This window comes from Paenibacillus sp. FA6 (genome assembly GCF_051550225.1).
Classification (GTDB): domain Bacteria; phylum Bacillota; class Bacilli; order Paenibacillales; family Paenibacillaceae; genus Paenibacillus_AQ.
On sequence record NZ_CP188820.1, the window covers coordinates 2,721,403 to 2,742,546 of the forward strand.

General features: G+C 42.2%; 20 protein-coding genes. 5 read left to right on the plus strand and 15 right to left on the minus strand.

Translation table 11 applies throughout. The features are described from left to right. Positions 1 to 190 precede the first annotated feature (190 nt). From ACP8HI_RS12890 to ACP8HI_RS12900, 3 genes are read left to right on the plus strand one after another with little or no spacing between them, the layout of a single operon-like run. A complete protein-coding gene (locus ACP8HI_RS12890) occupies positions 191 to 559 on the plus strand; it encodes a hypothetical protein (protein ID WP_438351456.1) in 369 nt (122 codons plus the stop codon). Position 560: 1 nt separating this feature from the next. Beyond that, positions 561 to 1,829 carry a DNA polymerase IV gene (locus ACP8HI_RS12895; RefSeq protein ID WP_438351457.1) on the plus strand — a complete coding sequence of 423 codons (1,269 nt, stop codon included), beginning with the start codon at positions 561 to 563 and terminating at the stop codon, positions 1,827 to 1,829. Further along, positions 1,826 to 2,326 carry a hypothetical protein gene (locus ACP8HI_RS12900; RefSeq protein WP_438351458.1) on the plus strand — a complete coding sequence of 167 codons (501 nt, stop codon included), beginning with the start codon at positions 1,826 to 1,828 and terminating at the stop codon, positions 2,324 to 2,326. The genes ACP8HI_RS12895 and ACP8HI_RS12900 overlap by 4 nt, the downstream gene beginning before the upstream one ends. Before the next feature lie 80 nt (positions 2,327 to 2,406). Here ACP8HI_RS12900 and ACP8HI_RS12905 read toward each other — a convergent pair whose 3' ends face one another. Together ACP8HI_RS12905 and ACP8HI_RS12910 are read right to left on the minus strand one after the other, a co-directional pair. Beyond that, the gene (locus ACP8HI_RS12905) at positions 2,407 to 4,176 is read right to left on the minus strand and encodes an ATP-binding cassette domain-containing protein (protein ID WP_438351459.1); all 1,770 of its coding nucleotides are present in this window, start codon (positions 4,174 to 4,176) and stop codon (positions 2,407 to 2,409) included. 23 nt (positions 4,177 to 4,199) lie between these two features. After that, positions 4,200 to 5,975, minus strand: a complete 1,776-nt coding sequence (locus tag ACP8HI_RS12910; RefSeq protein WP_438351460.1) for an ABC transporter ATP-binding protein — start codon at positions 5,973 to 5,975, stop codon at positions 4,200 to 4,202. Between the two features lie 420 nt (positions 5,976 to 6,395). Between ACP8HI_RS12910 and ACP8HI_RS12915 the strand changes: the two genes are divergently transcribed. Beyond that, entirely contained in the window at positions 6,396 to 6,581 is a 186-nt protein-coding gene (locus ACP8HI_RS12915; protein WP_438351461.1) for a hypothetical protein, read from the plus strand. Between the two features lie 98 nt (positions 6,582 to 6,679). On the opposite strand, the gene ACP8HI_RS12920 is transcribed toward ACP8HI_RS12915, so the two are convergent. The 4 genes from ACP8HI_RS12920 to ACP8HI_RS12935 form a co-directional block, all read right to left on the minus strand. Beyond that, complete coding sequence (locus ACP8HI_RS12920) at positions 6,680 to 6,967, minus strand: stage VI sporulation protein F (protein ID WP_438351810.1); 288 nt, start codon at positions 6,965 to 6,967, stop codon at positions 6,680 to 6,682. 63 nt (positions 6,968 to 7,030) lie between these two features. Beyond that, positions 7,031 to 9,082: an ATP-dependent DNA helicase RecG gene (gene recG, locus ACP8HI_RS12925; RefSeq protein ID WP_438351811.1), complete on the minus strand. Its 2,052-nt coding sequence runs from the start codon at positions 9,080 to 9,082 to the stop codon at positions 7,031 to 7,033. Between the two features lie 21 nt (positions 9,083 to 9,103). Then, positions 9,104 to 9,961: a DegV family protein gene (locus tag ACP8HI_RS12930; protein WP_438351462.1), complete on the minus strand. Its 858-nt coding sequence runs from the start codon at positions 9,959 to 9,961 to the stop codon at positions 9,104 to 9,106. A 27-nt stretch (positions 9,962 to 9,988) separates the two neighbouring features. Next, the gene (locus ACP8HI_RS12935; RefSeq protein ID WP_438351463.1) at positions 9,989 to 11,764 is read right to left on the minus strand and encodes a DAK2 domain-containing protein; all 1,776 of its coding nucleotides are present in this window, start codon (positions 11,762 to 11,764) and stop codon (positions 9,989 to 9,991) included. Between the two features lie 252 nt (positions 11,765 to 12,016). On the opposite strand from ACP8HI_RS12935, the gene rpmB reads away from it, so the two are divergent. Next, positions 12,017 to 12,205 (plus strand): 50S ribosomal protein L28, encoded by a 189-nt coding sequence (gene rpmB / locus ACP8HI_RS12940; protein WP_438351464.1) that lies wholly within the window; start codon positions 12,017 to 12,019, stop codon positions 12,203 to 12,205. A gap of 128 nt (positions 12,206 to 12,333) precedes the next feature. Here rpmB and spoVM read toward each other — a convergent pair whose 3' ends face one another. From spoVM to fmt, 9 genes are all read right to left on the minus strand, one after another. After that, positions 12,334 to 12,414 carry a stage V sporulation protein SpoVM gene (gene spoVM, locus ACP8HI_RS12945; RefSeq protein WP_438351812.1) on the minus strand — a complete coding sequence of 27 codons (81 nt, stop codon included), beginning with the start codon at positions 12,412 to 12,414 and terminating at the stop codon, positions 12,334 to 12,336. Positions 12,415 to 12,763: 349 nt separating this feature from the next. Continuing rightward, a complete protein-coding gene (locus ACP8HI_RS12950) occupies positions 12,764 to 13,024 on the minus strand; it encodes a hypothetical protein (RefSeq protein WP_438351465.1) in 261 nt (86 codons plus the stop codon). Between the two features lie 4 nt (positions 13,025 to 13,028). Beyond that, on the minus strand, positions 13,029 to 13,691 hold the full coding sequence (gene rpe / locus ACP8HI_RS12955) for a ribulose-phosphate 3-epimerase (RefSeq protein WP_438351466.1): 663 nt from the start codon (positions 13,689 to 13,691) through the stop codon (positions 13,029 to 13,031). A gap of 5 nt (positions 13,692 to 13,696) precedes the next feature. Continuing rightward, positions 13,697 to 14,620, minus strand: a complete 924-nt coding sequence (rsgA, locus tag ACP8HI_RS12960; RefSeq protein ID WP_438351467.1) for a ribosome small subunit-dependent GTPase A — start codon at positions 14,618 to 14,620, stop codon at positions 13,697 to 13,699. A 49-nt stretch (positions 14,621 to 14,669) separates the two neighbouring features. Further along, positions 14,670 to 16,847: a Stk1 family PASTA domain-containing Ser/Thr kinase gene (pknB, locus tag ACP8HI_RS12965; RefSeq protein WP_438351468.1), complete on the minus strand. Its 2,178-nt coding sequence runs from the start codon at positions 16,845 to 16,847 to the stop codon at positions 14,670 to 14,672. Then, entirely contained in the window at positions 16,844 to 17,620 is a 777-nt protein-coding gene (locus ACP8HI_RS12970; RefSeq protein WP_438351469.1) for a Stp1/IreP family PP2C-type Ser/Thr phosphatase, read from the minus strand. Before ACP8HI_RS12970 ends, pknB begins: the two co-directional genes overlap by 4 nt. Before the next feature lie 7 nt (positions 17,621 to 17,627). Beyond that, positions 17,628 to 18,668 carry a 23S rRNA (adenine(2503)-C(2))-methyltransferase RlmN gene (gene rlmN, locus ACP8HI_RS12975; RefSeq protein WP_438351470.1) on the minus strand — a complete coding sequence of 347 codons (1,041 nt, stop codon included), beginning with the start codon at positions 18,666 to 18,668 and terminating at the stop codon, positions 17,628 to 17,630. A 154-nt stretch (positions 18,669 to 18,822) separates the two neighbouring features. Next, entirely contained in the window at positions 18,823 to 20,205 is a 1,383-nt protein-coding gene (gene rsmB, locus ACP8HI_RS12980; RefSeq protein WP_438351471.1) for a 16S rRNA (cytosine(967)-C(5))-methyltransferase RsmB, read from the minus strand. Next, positions 20,202 to 21,140, minus strand: coding sequence for a methionyl-tRNA formyltransferase (fmt, locus tag ACP8HI_RS12985; protein WP_438351472.1), 939 nt, complete (start codon positions 21,138 to 21,140; stop codon positions 20,202 to 20,204). The genes rsmB and fmt overlap by 4 nt, the downstream gene beginning before the upstream one ends. Positions 21,141 to 21,144 lie beyond the last annotated feature (4 nt).

A 21,144-nucleotide genomic window follows, 5' to 3' on the forward strand; every position in this document is an offset into this window, starting at 1 on the left:
TAGCTCGTCTATAGAAGAGCCCCCTTTGTAGTGCTGGTGCATTTGTTCACCACCGACGCCAACAAAGGGGGCTCTCTTTCCATTTATAGGATGAGTTAACACATTCCAAGAATATACACTTGCATAAAGAACACATGTTCGGAGTATAATAGAAACAGGAATGTACGTTCTTATTATGGTGGTGTGAAAGATGAGTATTAATCCAAGCATAGAAACAGAAGAAGATATTCAAATTATTAAAGAATATACCTTGCTCCCCATTTTACTGGATATGTTAGCAAGGGATATCGATCATTTAACGTTCTATCAAGATAAGATCATATACCATTATGTTATTCATCATCTGAAAGAGGTTGAGCAATCCATATATCCTGTATTACAAAGCCTCAAGAATAGAATGAAACAACGACAGATTATAGTCTTGAACACCGACATGAATACGCTCGGCATTGAGGTTGAATATAAAGTACGTGGTTATATCCACCATTTCAATATGTTGAGAAGTTTGATACGAGCAGAACTATTCACCCTGCTTATGAGTTTACATGGAGGTGATTGACATGAACGGTAAACGTGAACGGGTTATTTTCCTAGCAGATTGCCAGAGTTTCTACGCCAGCGTCGAAAAGGCGGACTACCCACAATATAAGGATAAACCTCTTGTTGTGGCTGGAGATCCCGCGCGTCGCTCGGGCATTATTCTAGCGGCCTGTCCCCTAGCCAAGACCTTTGGAGTCACTTCAGCAGAACGATTAGGCGAAGCTCTGAACAAATGTCCTGATCTCATCGTCATGCGTCCTCGAATGCAGCATTACATTGATATTTCACTGATGATCACACAGATTTACAAGGAGTATACCGACCTCGTCGAGATATTCTCGATAGATGAGCAATTTCTAGACGTGTCCGGAAGTCTACGTATGTTCGGAGATCCAATAACGATGGCAGAATCCATACAACGTAAGGTTCTTAAACAGACCGGAGTGAGAGTACGAGTAGGGATCAGCTCCAATAAAATACTTTCTAAAATTGCCACTGACATTTGGGCAAAAAAGAACGAGAATGGCATATTCACCTTACCTAAGTCGGAAATCGAAACCTTATTATGGCCGCAACCTGTAAACAAAATGTTTGGAGTAGGCTCTCGCATGACAGCCCACTTCTCACGTCTCGGAATGCATACGATCGGCGAAATCGCAAGAACACCCTTACCCCGATTAAAGGAACAATTTCGAGCACGATTTGGAAAGCAAAGCGATATCCAGGCCGAGGTCATGTGGAGAACGGCTAACGGATTGGATGATTCTCCTGTTACACCAGGTACATTCAATGCCGCACCCAAATCAGTTGGCCATATGATCACGTTGCCTAAAGATTACGTTGATGAAGATCAGATCAATACGATACTTCTAGAGCTCACAGAAGAGGTGTGCCGCGATTGTCGTCGCAAGGGATATATGGGCTCCGTCATTTCAGTCAGTTGCATGTGTAGTCCTTACGAGGACCCCACAAGCTTCTCTCGGCAAATGAAGATGCCTGATCCAACTAATAACACGAACGTCGTCTACGAAGCGGCCAAGGCACTCTTTTACCGTTATTGGAACACACTTCCTGTGCGTCGAATCGGATTAATCCTTAGTCACTTTGCGAATGATCAAGAATATCAGCTGACACTGTTCGAGGATCAGATCAAGTCCCGAGCTTTAGATAAAGTCACTGATACCATCAAAGAACGTTACGGCAGTACGGCTATCATGAGGGCATCATCCATCACCGCTTCGGGCCAGGCATTAGAAAGATCGCAGAAAATCGGAGGGCATTATAAATGAGTAAAAAACTAGAGGGAAACGGCTTGTGGGAGTCCAGTCGTATGATGCTTCCCCAGCATAAAGAACAATCGTTATCCATCGCCATACAGAATAGCGGCTCTCCTCAATCGAAAGAACCCCCGACAAGACAGGAGTTCGAGATGATGCGGGAATACATCCTTCTTCCGGTCATGCTCCACATTGTTGAAAAGAAAATCCAGGAGGTTGAGAGGTCTCCTCAAATGCTAAAATTACTATACTCCACAGCTGCGAAAGTACTGGCTAACCATATACGGGACGATATGCAGAAATCCAAGAAGGTTCTTCACGAAAGAAGCATTCGCGTATTCGAAGATACCAAGGATGATGACGAACTCACCTACCGCTACATTTGCCGAGGCTATGAGGATCGCTTCATGATGACAAGAGAGTTTATGCGAGCTGAGATCAGCGTGAGGATTGGGAGATATGTGGGAGGCTTGGCGGAGGTGATGAAAGAGATGGTGGTGGGTAAGTGAGGGTTGATATTCATTCCTACACTGTTTTAAACACCTATAGCGGTTGTTCAAAAAGTCAACTTTTGAATAACCTCCATAGGTTAACTCATGTTACCGCCCCCCTGATTGGAACCGCTTAATAATGCCTGTAATTCACTTGATGATTCCATCATCTCTTGCAGTGGTCCTTGGCTTTCTATGCATCCATCTTTTAGCACAACTACATGGTCCGCATATTGTAGTGCTGCCATTTTGTTAGAAACAACAATGGATGTGACATTTTTTTTCTGAGTGATTCTTTTCCATAATAAAGTTTCTGTCTCCACATCAAGCGCACTTGAAATGTCATCCATAAACAATATCTCTGGTTTTCGAACAAGCATACGGGCAGAAGCAGCTCTGATTTTTTGCCCTCCCGATAATTTACTCCCGCCCGAACCAATCATAGTATCTAACCCTAATTCTAAGCTCTTAATATCCTCATTCAACACAGCGTCGTACAGGGCCTCATTTAAATCAACATCATCTTCAGATAGACCCAATAAAATATTGTTTCTTAACGTTTCATTATAAAGCTGTGGAATTTGCGAGGTATAGCCACTTCTTGGCGGTATAAAAAAGGAACAGAGATCATTTACCACGCGACCATTCCATAGGATATCACCACTATCCTTAGGCAATAACCCTTGTATTGTCTTCATTAATGTTGTTTTTCCGGATCCTATGCGACCCGCAATGACAACAAAACTTCCCACTTTAATATCCAGACTTTTTATTTGTATACCTCGGGAAGAAGACCCATATGTGAACGACAAATCTTTAATTTGGAGAATTCTTAGTGGTTCTGTATCCTTGTAAATATCGTCAATTGCTAATGGAGCAATCTCGTTAATATAAAGAGAATGATGCTCCACTACCTTATCCAGTAATTGTCCTTGAACTAAAGATGTCATACGTTCCATAGCAACTTCAGTTTGTTTATAAGAAGCAAGGAATTTCCCGAAAAATTGTATGAATTGCGTGATAAAAGATAAATAGAAAACGAACAACGCTAGATCACCAATCGAAAAAGTATTGCTTTGTGTTGAGAACGCCAACATCAGTAGAATTAAACCTGTTCCAATATTGATGGTATTCATAAAGACAGTATCCAGTATACTAGTAAACAAATTGTCCTTAAGCATCGACTTCTTTTGATTCGCCGCTAAAGCATCAAACCTTTCAATAAACCTACTATCCGCATTTCCAAGTTTAATGGATTGAATAATACTGAAAATTTCTCCTATCGCTCCCGAAACTTTAGAGGATGATTCGCGACTTTCCCTTCTATATGCCTGTACCTTTGCAGAAGTGATATGGACTACAGAAAATACGATAATAAGCGGAATGAACACAAATAGCGTGATCTGAGAATCGATACGAAATAGAACTATAAATGCTATGATGGCGAATAAAACCATACCTATCGTATCGACTATCCAACTTATTGCTCCTACAACCTGTTCAACATCATCACGCAAGTGATTTATTACCTCCCCCGTGGAACCCTTGAGTCCTTGTGATCCGGGTAAGTGGAGGATCATATCCAACAAATTTCTTCTAACCAAATTTGCCACCATAAATCCATGGCTGGTATCAATGATTACACCAAAAAAAATAAATACGATTCTTCCAAGAATAACCGATGCGAAGAGAGCAATAACTAAACTTCCATTGGTTCCCTCTTCATTCGACAGTATATTAAAAAAATCCCTCGTATATAAGCCTACGAATATGGGTGATATATATATTCCTGTCCAAAAAATAATATTAAGAAGATATAATCCAGGACGATACTTAATAAGTCTCCATAAAAAAACGTTAGTTTTCATGTATTTCCCTAACCTTCCCTCTATCAAACGACATCATCCATAATGATATCATCATCCATATCTTTTCCTACTGCTAGAATTCTTCTGAATATAGAGTTCTTATTCTCCTCTAAATCCCTCTTATACCCGCTTTCAATAATTCGCCCATTTTGAACAATAATGATTTTATCCACACGATTCAAAGTTGAAATTCGGTGCGAAATAATAATAGATGTTCTTCCTCTTAATAATTTTGTTAAAGCTTGATCTATCAATTTTTCAGTAGCTTGATCCAAACGAGAAGCGGCCTCATCAAGAATAATTAAATCAGGTTTTTTCAGAAACACTCTCGCGATTGATAATAATTGCGCTTCCCCTGCTGAAAATATACTTCCACCCGCATCTATCATAGTATCCAATCCCTCGGGGAGTGAATCCATTAAATGTTGTAGCCCGAGCTCCTCAATGACTTGCGATAATTCCCCGTTGGTAATGGAGCTGTCATAGAATGTAAGATTGTCTCGGATAGATCCGCTAAACAGTTCAATTTCCTGTGTTACAACACCAATTCTTCTTCTAAGTTCTACTAAGGGAATGCCCTGCAATAGCCTATCTCCAAGACGAATTTCACCCTTATGTGGATCATAAAACCTAAGCAACAGCCTAGTTATGGATGTCTTTCCACTTCCGGTACGACCGATGATTCCCAGTGTTTCCCCATTTTCAATCTTAAACGAAATGTTGTGAAGGGCCACATCCCTCTCATTGTATCCAAAAGTTACATCCTCAAATTGAATCGAGAAATCGTTAAACCCGCTTGCTAACGGTTCTTGACCATCTATAATACTGGAAGTTTGATTAAATAATTGATCAAATCGCTGGATTGATACATCCACCATCTGCAGATCTTCGATTTGTGTTCGTAACACTTCTATAGGTCTGATTAAAAATTCCGTGTAGAGGAATACCATATATGCAGTTCCAACTGTTATCTCGTTTATCCCCCAAAGGTAGTAACAAACAATAAATGAAGTAATATTACATATTGCAAAGGTGAAGATTGTGGTAGACCATATAACCGCACCTGATATGGCAGCTTTTCGTTTCGAAGGAAGCCACTTATTCAGCATCATATAAAATTTGTTCATCACAAATCCCAAAGCACCATTTGATCTAATATCATCTACCCCTGCAACTTGTTCACCTATGTAACTAAAAAATTTAGTGCTAATCTCCCGAACTTCAGCCCAATACGGAGTGGAAATGCTGCGAATCCATTTTAGCAAGAAAAATGCGGTGACAACAATTAGGCTTAACGAAATACCGATTAACCAGTGCTCATTGAATAGTACTAACAAAACACCTAATAAAAAGATTGAATTTGTAAAAATCAAAACAAGAAAATTCGAAAAAAAGTTACCCATCACATTGACATCGCCATCAATTCTTTCAATCATTTCACCTGGAGTATGTTCCTTATGAAAGGAAATATCTAAATTCAAGCAATGAACAAGAAGGTCCTTACGCAACTCATTTTTGGCCTTCCACGCTATTTTCTGAGCTAAATAGCTTGCAACTACAGATATCATTTGATTAGTAATCGCTATGGAAATAAAGATAATAGCGGTGAACACTAATTTTCTCTGACTAACATCCTCTGTAATCATCTCAATAAAATCCCGAAGCACCAGTGGATTTGCAAGTTGTAACCCTACACTTATCAACAATAGAAATGCCACAATACATACTTTTTTCATTTGGGGTTTGAAATACCGGGCTAAGAGTTTTCTATGGGTAATAAGTGGAATACTTCTCTTCACTTTCTTCAACTCCAGTCAGCAGATCTTAATTTACGCTAATACTTTTCGCGTATAATAGCCCGTACAAATGACTCTTTTTCAAAACTTTCATAATATGTAATTTCCAACTAGAAAAGCAGCTCAACCTTACAATCGTAGCTTGAGTATTTGCCAATAATATACTCTAGCATCGCTTTATAAAATATTCATGTAGTTAAATATACTCTGGTTTTTTTGCGAATATTGTCGAAATAACACAAATATAAATATAAACATAAACATCTAACCATGATTATCCATTTTCCACACCCATAATTGAAGTTAATGTCCAGAAAACGATAGCAATTGGAATCACATTGGCTTCGTTATCGCGAGTTTATTGCGATTTAGGAAATTATAACAGGTACAGTTTTTATGACTATAAGGTAGTTCAACATACAAATGATTATCATGCTTGCACAAGCAGTTCTACAAACGGATGAGAGACAATTGTTAATGTTAGATATGGTAGGGTTAGAAGATAAAAAGCGCCACCGATCAAATGGTGCCACTGTAAATCCGACAACCATTTATACCGGAACTGTTACAGCAACGGATTGTTCTTACGATCGGCAACAGCAATCGTAAGAACAATCTGTAAAGCTAAATTTAAATCTATAGCTCTACTCTCACATCAAAACAACCCCCGGGGCATCCCCCCGAGGGCTCTACAAGTTAAGTATGAACTACCGAAACATACCCCACAGCTTAATAAGATGGAATGTATTGTTAGGATCAATGCGCTGGCTTAGAATAAATCGAACCATTTTTTCTTCTTCAGCAGGTGTGAACTTCTCTTTCAGCAGGCTTGCTGTTGATCTCACCAATCGCTGTACCTTGGGGCCATTCTGCAAATCCTGTTTACTAACGCCATGAACGAGATCTTTGACGCGCTCTTTCATAGCTGGATTTTTCATTTTAAGTTTAATCCGCTCTACTAACTGTGGGCTGATTCCATACTGCTGATAACCCAACATCGGCACCTCCCGTCAAATACAATCTTCCTCAGTATATGACGGGAGGGTTGTCCAATGTACCTAGTCAATCAAGTTTTCTTGAAAAATCTGCTCCTGTTGTAGATAATGTCGAAGTGTTTCATAAGCGGGCGATGTCCAGAAAGAAGGTACACTAATAAGTTCTGAGACATCATCACGCGCTTGTTCCAACACCGCAAAGTCAGCCACCATGTCCGCCAATCGGAATTCGGGTAGACCGCTCTGCTTCGTCCCGAAGAAATCTCCAGGTCCGCGTAGTTCGAGATCCCGACGTGATACCTCGAATCCATCATCTGTCTCCGTCATGACCCTCATTCGCTCTTGCCCTACCTCAGACTTCGGATCAGCAATCAATACACAGTAAGAAGCATGCTGCCCCCGTCCCACACGTCCCCGTAACTGATGCAACTGTGATAGTCCGAATCGTTCCGCATCCATAATGATCATGAGCGTAGCATTAGGAACGTCAACCCCTACTTCCACCACTGTAGTCGATACAAGCAACTGCACTTCATTACGGTTAAAAGCTTGCATCGTCTCTTCCTTCTCAGCTGGTGTCATTCGACCATGTAATAGTCCCACACGGTAGGTTGGAAAGGCCTGTTGCATCTGAATATGCAGATCAATCACATTCTGCACGTCTAGCTTCTCTGATTCCTCAATCAACGGACAGATGAGATACGCCTGCCGACCTTGATCCACTTCTTTGGAAATGAATCCAAGCACACGCTCCATCATACTATGTTTCACCCAGTACGTAGAGATCGGTATACGCCCCTTAGGGCGCTCCGTGAGTGTAGAGACATCCATATCACCAAAAGCCGTAATAGCTAGCGTACGGGGTATCGGTGTCGCTGTCATCGTCAATACATCGGGATTGTAACCTTTACGCCGAAGCACACTACGCTGGTTGACTCCGAAGCGATGTTGCTCGTCCGTGACGACCAATCCAAGATTGCGGAAGAACACCTCATCTTGAATCAAAGCATGCGTACCCACAACTACGTCGATCATCCCCATTTGCAATGATGCCAGTAGATCCTTACGCTTACGTCCCGTCACGCTACCCGTGAGTAAACCAACTGAGATGCCCAAGGGTTCAAACAAACCTACTAATGATCGCAAATGCTGTTCTGATAATATCTCGGTAGGTACCATCAGCGCACCTTGAAATCCTGATCGTACCGTTGCAAAGAGAGCGATCGCTGCGATAATTGTTTTCCCAGATCCAACATCCCCTTGGAGCAATCGATTCATACAATAAGACGCTCGCATATCACGCAAGATTTCCAGTTCTACTTTCTTCTGGGCATCCGTCAGTTCAAAAGGAAGGCTTCTCACAAATTCACGTACCACGGAATTCTCTACGGTATGTATCACGCCATCCATGCGTCCTCTACTCAAAGAACGGAACGCTTGCATTTTTAATTGAAACAGGAATAATTCCTCATACACCATCCGTTGTCTACCTAGCTGTCCTTCCTCGGTATCCTCTGGTTTATGAATGATAGAAATAGCTTTCTTACGCGATAAGAATTGATATTTCTTCAGCAAGTCCTGCGGTAGTATTTCTGGGATCATCTCTCCATACTGCGTCAGTGCTTGTCCTATCGTCTTACGAATCCATGCCTGCGTTATCTTAGCTCCTACAGAATAGACAGGCTGCAGGGTGCCCCCACGCTTTATCCCTTGATCTGGGAACTCCGAATCAGACACCGTAAGCTGCATTCGCCGTTGTTCCCACTTGCCATTCAGAATAATTTCACGACCTGCTGTCAATTGATCACGTAGAAATTGGCGATTAAACCATGTCGCTGTAAACATCCACTCTTCCGCCATCATTTTGCAGCTCAGACGTGATTTAGTTCCATAGCGTTGCAGCACGGGAACCCCAATAACTTTTGCCTGAATCGTAATCTTATCCCCACTCTGAACCTCACTCAAAGAACGAAGACGATAATCCTCATAACGATAGGGATAATACTCCAGTAAATCTTTGACCGTAAAGATGCCAAAGGCGTGAAGCTCTCCTTCTTTAAGAGCACTCACGCCACGTACCTGTTTAACTGAAATCTGATCCAGTGAAAGGTTCATATTCATAATCTATACCTCAATTCAAGCAGGCCATATAAATACAGCAATAGTCCCTCTACCAACATGGGTTCCTACGACAGGACCAACATTAGTTAATACGACTTCTTCCAGTTTGAAATGACCGGAGAGCTCTGCCAAGAAAGACTCAGCGGATGCAGGATTTGCCGTATGACCCACTGCCACATTTATTTTTTCAATATTGCCAAGGTCCTGTTGGAATAACTCAATCATACGTGCAACAGCCTTATTACGACCTCTTACCTTCTCGACCGCATATATAATACCTTCTGGATCAATAGAGAGAATCGGCTTAATATTAAGTAAAGTACCAAATAATGCCGCTGCCTTACCGATTCTTCCACCTTTTTGCAAATACTCTAATGTATCTACTAAGAAATAAAGTTTGCGTTCCTTACGCAGCTGTTCTACGGCAACTACAATATCCTCTACTGCCATACCTTCACTAGCAAGACGCGCCGCCTGTACAACAAGTAGACCAAAACCATAAGAGGCTGAGAGAGAATCAACAACCGTAAGATCAAGATTCTCCTCCATCATCGATTTCGCAATCAATGCTGATTGATATGTCCCACTTAAGCCCGAGGAAATATGAATGGAAAGAATCGATGCGCCAGGATGCTCTTGTTGAATTTGCTCGTACACTCGAACATAATCCGCAGGGGAAGGCTGAGATGTAGTCGGCAACTCTGTAGCCTTATCCAACCGATCATAAAATTCCTTAGCCGAGATTTCCACACCGTCAAGTAGCGATTCCTCGCCAATCTGTAATCGTAACGGAATAACATGAATACCATGCTTCTTCGCTAACTCTTCTGGAATATCAGCCGTACTATCCGTAACTATAACGGTATGAGTCAAGGAAATCTCCCCTTACATGATCATTATTTAGGATTCAACTGAAAACAGATAATAATAAATTGGTTGTCCACCTTCATGAATCTCTATCTCTGCCTTTGGATACTGTTCTTGTAACCAAGCCTCTAATTGAGCTGTCATCTCTGCATCGGCCTCTTCACCTGCTAGGACAGTTACAATCTCATCCTGATTCACCAACATTTGAGCAAGCAAACTCTGACAAGTTCCAAGTAGATCTTCATTAGCCGCTACAATATTTGAATTCTGAATACCAATGTATTGTCCCGCCTTAATCTCAAGCTCATCAATGACAGTATCTCTAATAGCATGAGTTACCTGACCTGACTTCACATGTGCAATGGCTGCCAACATATTCTCAGTATTGTTATCTTCATTCTCTTCTTCCGAAAAAGCAAAGGCAGCAACCATTCCTTGAGGAATACTCTTACTTGGGATAACCGTTACACTCCGTTCTCCCTCAAGCAATTCCCGCGCTTGCTGAGCTGCAAGTATAATGTTCGAGTTGTTAGGTAGCAAATAAATATGCTGAGCAGAAATAGACGCAATCGCATTCACGAAATCTTCCGTACTTGGATTCATCGTTTGTCCTCCAAAGAGAACAGCGTCAATACCTAAGCTTGTGAATATGTCCGTAATACCTTGTCCCGAAGACACGGCAATGAAACCATACGGAGCCATTTCATCGGCTGGAGGTTCTGCTGGCGCTTGTGCCGTGATCCCTACACTCATCGGAATATCAGCAAACAATTCTGGCATAGGTGAACTTTCCATCCCTGTAGAGAGTAGATCACGATGTTGTTCACGCATATTCAGAATATGAATTTGCGTAATTTCACCATATTTCAAAGCTAGATCCAGAACTTCACCTGGAGATTTAGAGTGTACATGAACTTTGATAATTTCATCGTCAGCAATAACGATGATAGAATCCCCATTTACTGACAACGACTTTCGGAATTCCTCTTCGTCGAACAGATTAACTTGTGCCCCTCCGAGTTGACGGTTAATGAAGAATTCCATGTCATACAAGAACTCAATATCTTCGGTCACTAAGCTCGACTGAGCACTCATAGGAACTTTAGAGATAGACTTAATTGCCTGAAGCGGTGGTTGATTTACCTTTGAAGCTGTTACCGAAGAATATTGCCCTCCAAAACTTAGCCCAGTTCCACCCTTCAAATGCTGTAGAAATCCTTCATAAATATACACAAGTCCTTGTCCACCCGAATCCACTACTCCTACCTGCTTAAGAATAGGTAGTAATTCTGGCGTATGGGCTAATGCTTCTTTAGCCTTCATAAGTACTTGTTCCATCAATTCTACAATGTCGCTACTCCGTCTAGAGATGTATAAAGCATGCTTAGCAGCTTCCTTAGCTACCGTGAGAATTGTACCTTCGACAGGCTTAACTACAGCCTTGTAAGCTGTATCTACGCCAACCTGTAGCGCCGCAGCAAATTGCTGTGTGTTCAATTCTTCAGAATTAGCTACATAACGTCCAAATCCACGAAATAACTGCGATAGAATAACACCCGAGTTACCTCGTGCTCCCATTAGGAGACCTTTAGACAATACACCGGCATTATGTCCAATAGATTCAGAGTTATTTCTCTTTAATTCAGCAACACCTGCGGTCATCGTTAAATTCATGTTGGTTCCCGTATCTCCATCAGGTACCGGAAATACGTTAAGAGCATTCACATGTTCTGCATGTTGTTGTAGTTGTTCCGCGCCAAGTATAACCATCGCGGTGAAATCTGTTCCATTCAAAGAACGCTTACTCAAGTGAGAATTCCCCTTCCTAGCTTGTTACACCAAGAACTAGCCTCGTTATTTATATTTCATAATACTACATTTACTATCAAAGAATCAGCTTATATTACTACTTATTCTGTATTAATATAAGCTATACAACATTGTACTATAAGAACGAAAAGAAATAAATGTTTTTGCCGATGGTTGACGAAGCATTTTTTGCTGTGATACTATATATAAGTATTGTTTATGTAAGTGTATTGGAACAAGGAGGTGTAATCTATGTCTCGCAAATGTTATATAACAGGTAAAAAACCAGGCACTGGTAACCATGTATCTCACGCCAACAACCGCAATCGTCGGACTTGGGGCGTTAACGTTCAGAAAGTTCGTATTTTGGTGGATGGTAAAGTAAAACGTGTTTATGTTAGTACTCGTGCACTGAAATCAGGTAAAGTTGCTCGCGTATAATATCTACAACAGCATATAAGCAAAAAGCACCTTCTTTTCAGTAGGTGCTTTTTTGGCACCTCTGACCGGATCTCCTAAGCCTCGGTCAGAGTTCTTTTCGTAGACTACACACTTAAGTAGAATTGGTGTCATTTTTTATTGAATGTGTTAAGTATGGCTTTGACAAATCCCCCCAAGAACCTTGGTAACTTGAATGTGTAAAATTTCATGTCTCATCCTCCCCATCATTCTCATGCCTTTCCATATGAATCCAGTGAGCCTTCACTATGACTGGCAACAAAAAAAAGGCTACATGAAAATTCTGCTCATGTAACCATGTTTATGCGAGGACAGCATGCCCTATGACTTTTTAGAGGTTGTTCAAGAAGTCATCTTTTGATCACGAAGTATATCAAGAAGCGTATTCGACATCGAACATTGAATTCAGCCGGTCCTTCCGGTGCTCACGTAGGTACTGCCTACGCTCCGCTCCTCACTCCCTTGCTTCATTCAATCTTCTCGGTGCTGAAAACCTGACTTTTTGAACTCGAACTTTTAGAGGTTGTTCAAAACTCATAATTATACTGCTGGAACTACGCCTTGATAGTATTGATAAACCGACACCATAAATATAAACAAGATAAAATAGAGTAACGAAAAAACAACGTATCCAATTCTCAGACCTCTCCGCTCAAAATGACGGAAGTAGTATATCGTTATAACTACCGCTATGAGTGATGTCAGCGCATTAAAGGGAGACTTGAGTAGTGCAAATGAACCAAGCATCATTCCCGCACCCATACTAGCCAATGTAAGCCAGCAGGCTTCTTTGAAAGTCATACCCTTACATCCCTTCTATGCTTCCTCTAATCTGAGAAATCGCTAGCGCTCTGTCCTGATGTCCAAAGACAGCGCTACCCGCTACCAGTACATCTGCGCCTGCCTTAACCACCATTGGTGCAGTCTCCACTGTAACTCCACCATCCACCTCGATATGAACATCCAGCAATAAAGCTTCATTTAGAGATTGACGCACTTCACGTATTTTCTGAAGAGTGCGTGGAATGAATGACTGCCCTCCAAAGCCAGGATTCACTGTCATAACTAATACCAGATCGAGATCCGGCAACACTTCCTTTAAGACCGAAGCAGGTGTACCTGGATTAATCGCAACCCCAGCTTGTACTCCCATTTCCTTAATCATATGCACAACACGATGTAAATGTGTACATGCCTCAGCATGTACAGTAATGACCTTAGCGCCAGCCTTAACGAAATCAGCCACATAGCGTTCTGGTTGTTCAATCATGAGGTGCACATCAAGGGGAAGCGTCGTATAGTGCTGGATAGCATTAATAATAGGTGGACCTAGCGTAATATTAGGGACGAAATGACCATCCATCACATCAACATGAATCCAGTCTGCTCCTCCTGCTTCCACTTCGGCAATCTCCATTCCTAGTTTGGCAAAATCAGCTGACAATATAGACGGTGCAATTTTGATCATCTCTGTCAATACCTCCGCTTTTTATCTTTCATTTCTGCGTAGAAATGCACATAATTATCATAGCGAATTTGTGCAATTTCACCTTTACCCAAAGCTTCAGTCACCTTGCATCCGGGTTCATGCAGATGACTACATCCCCGGAACTTACAATGATCTGCATAAGCTTTAAACTCTCTGAAGCATGCAGATAAATCTCCCACTTCCATTTCCAAGAAATCTAACTGGCTAAATCCAGGCGTATCTGCAACAAACGCTCCATTATCTAATTCAATCAGTTCCACATGACGAGTCGTATGTTTACCTCGACCGAGCTTCATGCTAATCTCATTGGTCTCCAATGCAAGACTTGGCATTAAGGCATTAAGTAGAGATGATTTACCCACCCCTGATTGTCCAGAGAACACACAAATGTGCCCAGCAAGGCGTTCACGTAATTGTTCTTGTCCCATCCCTGAACGCGAACTCGTTAGGATGACCTCGTAACCAATTTGTTCATAGAGTTCCTGTACATAAGTAATGGGATCTTTCTGATCTATCACTTTATCCTCTAGCAAGTCCTGCTTCGTCAGACAAATTATCGCATCCAGTCCTGAATGCTCAATATGCACAAGGAACTTATCTAAAAGCGGTAAATTCAAGTCTGGTTCACGCAACGAGAACACTAGAACTGCAAACTGCACATTGGCCACCGGAGGGCGAATTAACTGAGAATGCCGTGGTTTAACTTCAGTCACGGTACCCTCATCATGATCAGACAATGTATATACGACATGATCTCCCACCAAGGGGGAGATCCCCCTATCTCTGAATACTCCACGCGCCCTACATTGGATTGCTCGCTGCCCTTCCGTCGTTACCGCCCTGCCGTTAGCAATTGGCTTGACGTAATAATATCCACTCAGCGCTTTTACGATTACACCATCTGGCATACTAGAATGGCCTCACTTTCCAAATAACTACGGATGGTTGTACGATCATTCATGGTTTCTTAGAAGTCTTAACAATACCTTTATTACCCTTCTTGGATTTGTCAGGCTTATCCTTTGGGGCTTTATCCTTACTTGAAGATTGTAGCATGGTCGTTGTATCCTCCGGATTCACATCTCCGGGATCAGGAATAATTTCTAAATCCTCTTCACTTGTAGGCGGTACTGGATCTTCTTGAGGAACGAACACATCTGGTACCGAGCCATTCTTAGCATCCACATAAGAGATCGTATACGTGTCGAAGAACACGCCATCCCGATAGAGGATCACAACGGCATCTTTATTAGGTGCAAGAACTAAATCAACTGAGAACACTTGTGTAGATTTAACAGTCTTTGTACCCCATTCTTTTTTCTCTCCGTCATCATTCCGTGCATCAGAATATTCAATTCTAATCTTGCTATTCTTACCTTCCTCCACGGGTGCTACTGGTAAATTGAACGTATAATTCAACGCCTCAGGAGGATATCCGGTGCTAACAAATATTTTCACCTCTTCACCAATAGATACAGTGGATTTAGCATCATAAGGCCACTGTCTCGTAACCAATCCTTTTTCATACTTAAAGCTAGATTCTTCCTCAACTCCCAATAGCTTCAAGCCAACTTTCTTAATTTCACTTTCAGCTTTACTGCGCGTCATACTTACTAAATCTGGCATATCAAACGTTTCTTTCCCCTTGCTGACTGTTAATATAACTTCAACCGTTTCCGCATTGAATTTAGCATCGGCTTCAGGTTCTTGTCCAATGACCGTACCAGGAGGCTCATCACTATATGCAGGATTCTCTGATATGTTATCCTTTTTCACCTTCAGAGCGATCAGTTTTTCGGAAGCCTCTGCAAACGTCTTGCCCTTCACCTCTGGCATAACCGCAAGTGGCTTAGCTGTGCCCACGAACAGTCTGATAACAGATCCTGCCTTAACCACTGTACCTTCTTTCTTACTCTGGTCATACACAACGCCTTCTTCAAAATCCTCTTTATAAGTGCGAATGATAGGATCTTCAATCACAATCCCAAGCTCAGTCAACTCAGCCACAGCAATGTCTTCTTGTAAGTTAATTACGTTGGGTATGGTCACTTCTGGAACCACCAGTTTATTATTCACATACCAGATAACGCCAGCCATACTTATTAATATGACCAAAGTCAAGGTGATCCACAGTGTGGGCCTCACCCACTTTTTATTACGTTTGTCCTCTATTTTATTATCGTCGTCGTCATCCTCATCAAACAGCTTCTTTGCTCTGCTATACGATGCTTCTCTTTTCATAGATTTAATCGCCGGCATAGCTCGTGTCTGATCCGCGTCAGCTTCTGCGAACTGAATCTTAGGTTCATTTCGACGTTCAGGAAGCAAGCAAGTATCGAGATCTTTAAGCATCTCTTTGGCAGAATGATAGCGTTCACTCGGATTTTTACGCATAGATTTCAGAATAATATTTTCCACACTTTGTGGTATAAGTGGATTTACACCTCTAGGATCATCAAATTCCTCTTGTAAATGCTTCAAGGCCACACTAATTGGACTTTCACCCAAAAACGGCAAAGTTGCTGTCAACATTTGATATAACACAATTCCTAGAGAATATAAGTCCGACTTCTCTCCAGTAATCACACCCTTAGCATGTTCAGGAGAAAAATAATGAACGGATCCAAGAACAGAACCCGTTTGGGTAATCGTTGTTGATGTTACCGCACGAGCAATACCAAAGTCAGTCACTTTCACGCGACCATTCCGACCAATAAGAATATTATGAGGCTTAATGTCTCTGTGAATAATTTGATTCTGATGCGCATGATCAAGTGCATCACAAATTTGTGCAGCAATCCGAACAGATTCCTCCACTTGTAACGGGGCTCGATCCTTAATGATCTCATTCAAGTTAAATCCTTCTATATATTCCATGACGATATAATGAATTTCACCTTCCTGCCCCACATCGTAAATACTCACAACATTTGGGTGTGACAGAGACGCTGCAGATTGTGCTTCCCGACGGAAACGTCGAATAAACTCTTCATCATCCACGAACTGTTGGCGCAATACTTTAATGGCTACGTTCCGGCCCAACAAAATATCATGGGCTTTATATACGAGTGCCATGCCACCTCCGCCGATTCGCTCTATAATTTCATACCGACCGCCCAATTCGTGTCCGATCATGAATCCCACTCCTTTATGCTTGCCACTACGACTTCATCCTGAAGTTCAAACAGGGCGATAGTAATATTATCATCGCCTCCTGCGAGAAGCGCTAGTTGCAATAGACGATCTGCACGTTCTTCTAGTGTTACTTCCTGCATTCCAGCAATTTGGCCCAAACGTTCCCAATTCACCATATTGCTAAGACCATCGCTACATAGAAGCAATACTTCTTGCTGAGCAAGTGTAACAGTATCGAATTCCGCAGTAACTTCGATATCTGTTCCCAATGCTTTAGTAAGAACATTCCGCCTTGGATGGGTCTCTAATTCAGACTGCGTGATCTGTCCATTTTTGTACAGTTCATTAACAAGTGTATGATCTTCCGTCAACTGCAGAGCCTTACCCTCAGACACCTTATAGGCACGACTATCTCCTATATGCCCAATCCAACCCGAGTGCCCATCTATCAATAATACAACGATAGTGGTCCCCATATTATGGTACTGTTCATTATTGGCAGCTTCACGATGAATAACATCATTTGCATGAAGAATAGCATCGCTGAGAGCTGCTTGTAGACCTTCAGACGACATTCCTTTCTCAAGAGCAGATAAATCCGCTAATACTGTTTCCACAGCAAGCTCGCTTGCCTTCTCTCCAGCCTGATGTCCGCCCATTCCATCAGCAAGAACCCCAAGTGTATAACCAGCATCCGTGTGACACACACTCACAGCATCTTCATTTACCGAGCGAACGTTTCCGATATGGCTAACATGGACGTACTTGATCACAATTATATCACCTCAGCTCCATATGCTTGGCCCGTAGCTGTCCACAGGCGGCCGCGATATCGTGGCCCTGTTCACGGCGAATCGTTACATTCACTCCGTTGTCTGCAAGAATCCTTTGAAATTGAAAAATGTCACTGCGTGATGTGCGTACATATTTACGCTCAGGCACATGGTTAACTGGAATTAGATTGACATGACACAACATATCTTTAATGACATCTGCTAGCTCTTGAGCATGTTCAGGCTGGTCATTAACGCCCCCTATTAAGGCATACTCAAATGAAATTCTGCGACCTGTCTTGGCTAAATAATATCTCAAAGACTCCATGACGTCAGCAAAAGGAAAGCGACGATTAACTGGCATTAACTTAGAGCGTAGCTTATCGTTCGGTGCATGGATGGAAATCGCAAGATTAATCTGCGTGTTCTCATCAGCAAACTTATAGATGTTCGGAACAATCCCACTAGTGGATACCGTAATATGCCGCTGACCAATATTCAAACCTTTCTCATGAATCATGATTCTCAGAAATTTCATTGAAGCATCATAGTTTTCAAAAGGTTCGCCTGTACCCATAATGACAATACTGCTGACACGTTCATTTTTAGCATCCAATATTTTTTGAGCCTGAACGACTTGAGCTACAATTTCACCAGCTGTTAAATCCCGCTTCAACCCACCTAATGTAGATGCACAGAATGTACAACCAACTCGACAACCTACTTGAGTCGTCACACAAACGCTGTTCCCATAATTATGCTTCATAATAACGGTCTCAATGGCATGATCATCATGTAGTCCGAATAAGAATTTAACCGTTCCATCCTTCGATTCAAACTTTGTAATCTCAGTAAGGGTTACGAATTGAAATTGATCTTCCAACTTCTGGCGTAACTCTTTGGACAAGTTACTCATTTCTTCAAAGTTATTAACTCTTTTTACATATACCCAATCAAAAATTTGGCCACCACGAAAAGCTGGTTCGCCGTTCTCTTTAGCCCATTCTTGTAGTTCTTCTAGGCTGTAATCATATATAAATGGTTTCATTCTTTTCCCACCCGCTTGTTTTATTCATATGCATATCATTTCTCATTCTTCCTATTTTAACACAAATAAAAGGGACAATAAAAGAGAAAACCCGCTAAACCTTGTGGCTAGCGGGTTATGAGCAATCAAAATACTAGAAATTAATCATAATATACTAGGAGATTCGTTTTATTCGAGCAATAAAGAACCCGTCACTTTTGAAATCTTGAGGTAATATTTGTATCCCTTCAGCACAAGGTTTAGCAACTTTTTGTAATTCAGTCCACGAAGATGGATGATCCGTTGCCGTTTCGAATTGTGGATGGTTGTCCAAGAATCGTCTCACCATTTCTTCATTCTCCTGTGGTTCTATTGTACATGTACTATACACCAGAATACCTCCCACTCGTACCAGTGGGGATATCGTCTCTAACAACTCATACTGCAAGCTTGCAATTTCTTCGATATCCGCTTGCGTCTTCGTCCATTTCAGATCAGGCTTCCGACGTATAACGCCTAGCCCTGAGCAAGGAGCGTCCAGTAAAATACGATCAAAGGAAGCCTCTGGGTATTTCACCTTTAATTCCAAGGCATCTCCCACAATCGTCTCAATCGAAGAAAGCCCCAAACGTTCCGCTTGTTCACGAATTAGCTTCTCTTTATGAGGATACAGATCGTTAGCAACAATCCATCCATCATCTTTCATTAACTCCGCCATATGGACGGTCTTGCCACCTGGGGCAGCACAACAATCTAGAACCTTCATTCCAGACTGCGGTCCGACAGCTTCAGCGACTAGCATGGAGCTTTCATCCTGTACGGATAAGATCCCGTCACGATACCAGTCTGTTAGAGCCATATTCCCCCCACTCATGACGAGAATTCCTTCAGCGGTTAAAGGGGACGGGATCGCTACGACACCTTGCTCCTCCATGTCCTGAAGCAACTTCTCACGGCTAATCACCGTTGTATTCACACGCACACTGATCGAAGGAGGTTCATTGTTGGCAGCACATATATTCTCTGCTGTCTGCTCCCCATACTGTTCTATCCAACGCTTAACCAACCATTTCGGATGCGAATGTTGTAATGATATCCTTTTAGCTGGGGCAAGCCCTTCTGGTAAGATTAGCTCGTCTTTACTACGTAATATGCTTCGTAATACACCATTTACCATACCAGAGATTCCTTGATGCCCCCTGCTCTTAGCGATATTCACCGCTTCATTCACTACCGCATGAGGTGGAATTCGATCCAAATACATGAACTGATACAGGCTCATTCGTAATAAATTACGTACCCAAGGCTGAAGTTTGTCCATCCCTTTCGTCACATATCGACTCAAGAAATAGTCCAGTGTGTTCAGACGTGCTATCGTGCCATATACCAATTCCGTCGCTAATGCAGCATCCTCCCGGATGAGCGAAGCTCTTTGCAGTCCCGCATTCAGCTGTAAATTACTATATGCACCTTCTTGTTCCACCTTAGTTAATACATCCATCGCCAATTCGCGAGCGGTTAGTTTATGACCTTTAGATGGCTTACGGTCGTTACTCATGTTAACACCGTTCCTTTAGACATGCTGGTTCCACGAATGAACGCTTCAACTTCCAGCACTTTCTTACCGCTTGGCTGAACTTTAGTCAGCCATATCGATCCGTCCCCAGTTCTAACTTCAATTCCACGTTCACTAAGCTGAATAACGGTACCCGCAACTATTGAATCATTGGATGGGGAGTCCGACGTTGGAGTAGCCGCCCATACTTTGAATACCTCACCATCCCAGATGGTAAAGGCTCCAGAGAAAGGGACCAAACCTCTAACCTGATTGTAGATATCTCTAGAACTACGATTCCAGTCTATTTGCTCATCCTCACGCTTGAGATTAGGTGAATAGGATGCTTCAAGATCATTCTGTGGCGTTCTATTTACTTCTCCAGCGAGAAGTTTCGGTAACTGCGTTTGAAGCAATGATGCACCAACCAGACTCAATTTCTCGAACATCGTCCCAGAAGTATCTTCTTCCTCAATAGCGACCTCTATCTGTGCAATCATATCCCCTGTATCCAGACCCTCAGCCATATACATCAATGTAACGCCAGTCACAGCCTCCCCATTCATAATAGAACGTTGAATAGGTGCACCCCCCCGATACTTAGGTAGCAACGAACCGTGGATATTCACACATCCACACGAAGGTAGGTCCAGCACAGCTTTGGGAAGAATCTGCCCATAAGCTGCCGTCACGATCAAATCCGGTTTATAAGCCGCTAGTTGCTCCACAGCTTCTTTATTGCGCATACGCTCAGGTTGCAACACAGGTATTCCGTATTCAAGAGCAACTTCCTTCACAGGCGTTGGAGTAAGCACTCGCTTGCGACCTTGCGGGCGATCTGGCTGTGTCACAACGGCAACAACCTGATGCCCTTCTTCAAGCAACATACGCAGACTGGGAACCGCAAACGCCGGTGTTCCCATAAATATGATATTCATCAAG

What these genes read in the sequence shown, in the direction of transcription:
- ACP8HI_RS12890 (WP_438351456.1), top strand. Translation starts at nt 191, where the DNA reads ATGAGTATTAATCCAAGCATAGAAACAGAAGAAGATATTCAAATTATT.
- ACP8HI_RS12895 (WP_438351457.1), top strand. Translation starts at nt 561, where the DNA reads ATGAACGGTAAACGTGAACGGGTTATTTTCCTAGCAGATTGCCAGAGT.
- ACP8HI_RS12900 (WP_438351458.1), top strand. Translation starts at nt 1,826, where the DNA reads ATGAGTAAAAAACTAGAGGGAAACGGCTTGTGGGAGTCCAGTCGTATG.
- ACP8HI_RS12905 (WP_438351459.1), bottom strand. Translation starts at nt 4,176, where the DNA reads ATGAAAACTAACGTTTTTTTATGGAGACTTATTAAGTATCGTCCTGGA.
- ACP8HI_RS12915 (WP_438351461.1), top strand. Translation starts at nt 6,396, where the DNA reads ATGATTATCATGCTTGCACAAGCAGTTCTACAAACGGATGAGAGACAA.
- recG (WP_438351811.1), bottom strand. Translation starts at nt 9,082, where the DNA reads ATGAACCTTTCACTGGATCAGATTTCAGTTAAACAGGTACGTGGCGTG.
- rpmB (WP_438351464.1), top strand. Translation starts at nt 12,017, where the DNA reads ATGTCTCGCAAATGTTATATAACAGGTAAAAAACCAGGCACTGGTAAC.
- spoVM (WP_438351812.1), bottom strand. Translation starts at nt 12,414, where the DNA reads ATGAAATTTTACACATTCAAGTTACCAAGGTTCTTGGGGGGATTTGTC.
- ACP8HI_RS12950 (WP_438351465.1), bottom strand. Translation starts at nt 13,024, where the DNA reads ATGACTTTCAAAGAAGCCTGCTGGCTTACATTGGCTAGTATGGGTGCG.
- rpe (WP_438351466.1), bottom strand. Translation starts at nt 13,691, where the DNA reads ATGATCAAAATTGCACCGTCTATATTGTCAGCTGATTTTGCCAAACTA.
- rsgA (WP_438351467.1), bottom strand. Translation starts at nt 14,620, where the DNA reads ATGCCAGATGGTGTAATCGTAAAAGCGCTGAGTGGATATTATTACGTC.
- pknB (WP_438351468.1), bottom strand. Translation starts at nt 16,847, where the DNA reads ATGATCGGACACGAATTGGGCGGTCGGTATGAAATTATAGAGCGAATC.
- rlmN (WP_438351470.1), bottom strand. Translation starts at nt 18,668, where the DNA reads ATGAAACCATTTATATATGATTACAGCCTAGAAGAACTACAAGAATGG.
- rsmB (WP_438351471.1), bottom strand. Translation starts at nt 20,205, where the DNA reads ATGAGTAACGACCGTAAGCCATCTAAAGGTCATAAACTAACCGCTCGC.
- fmt (WP_438351472.1), bottom strand. Translation starts at nt 21,140, where the DNA reads ATGAATATCATATTTATGGGAACACCGGCGTTTGCGGTTCCCAGTCTG.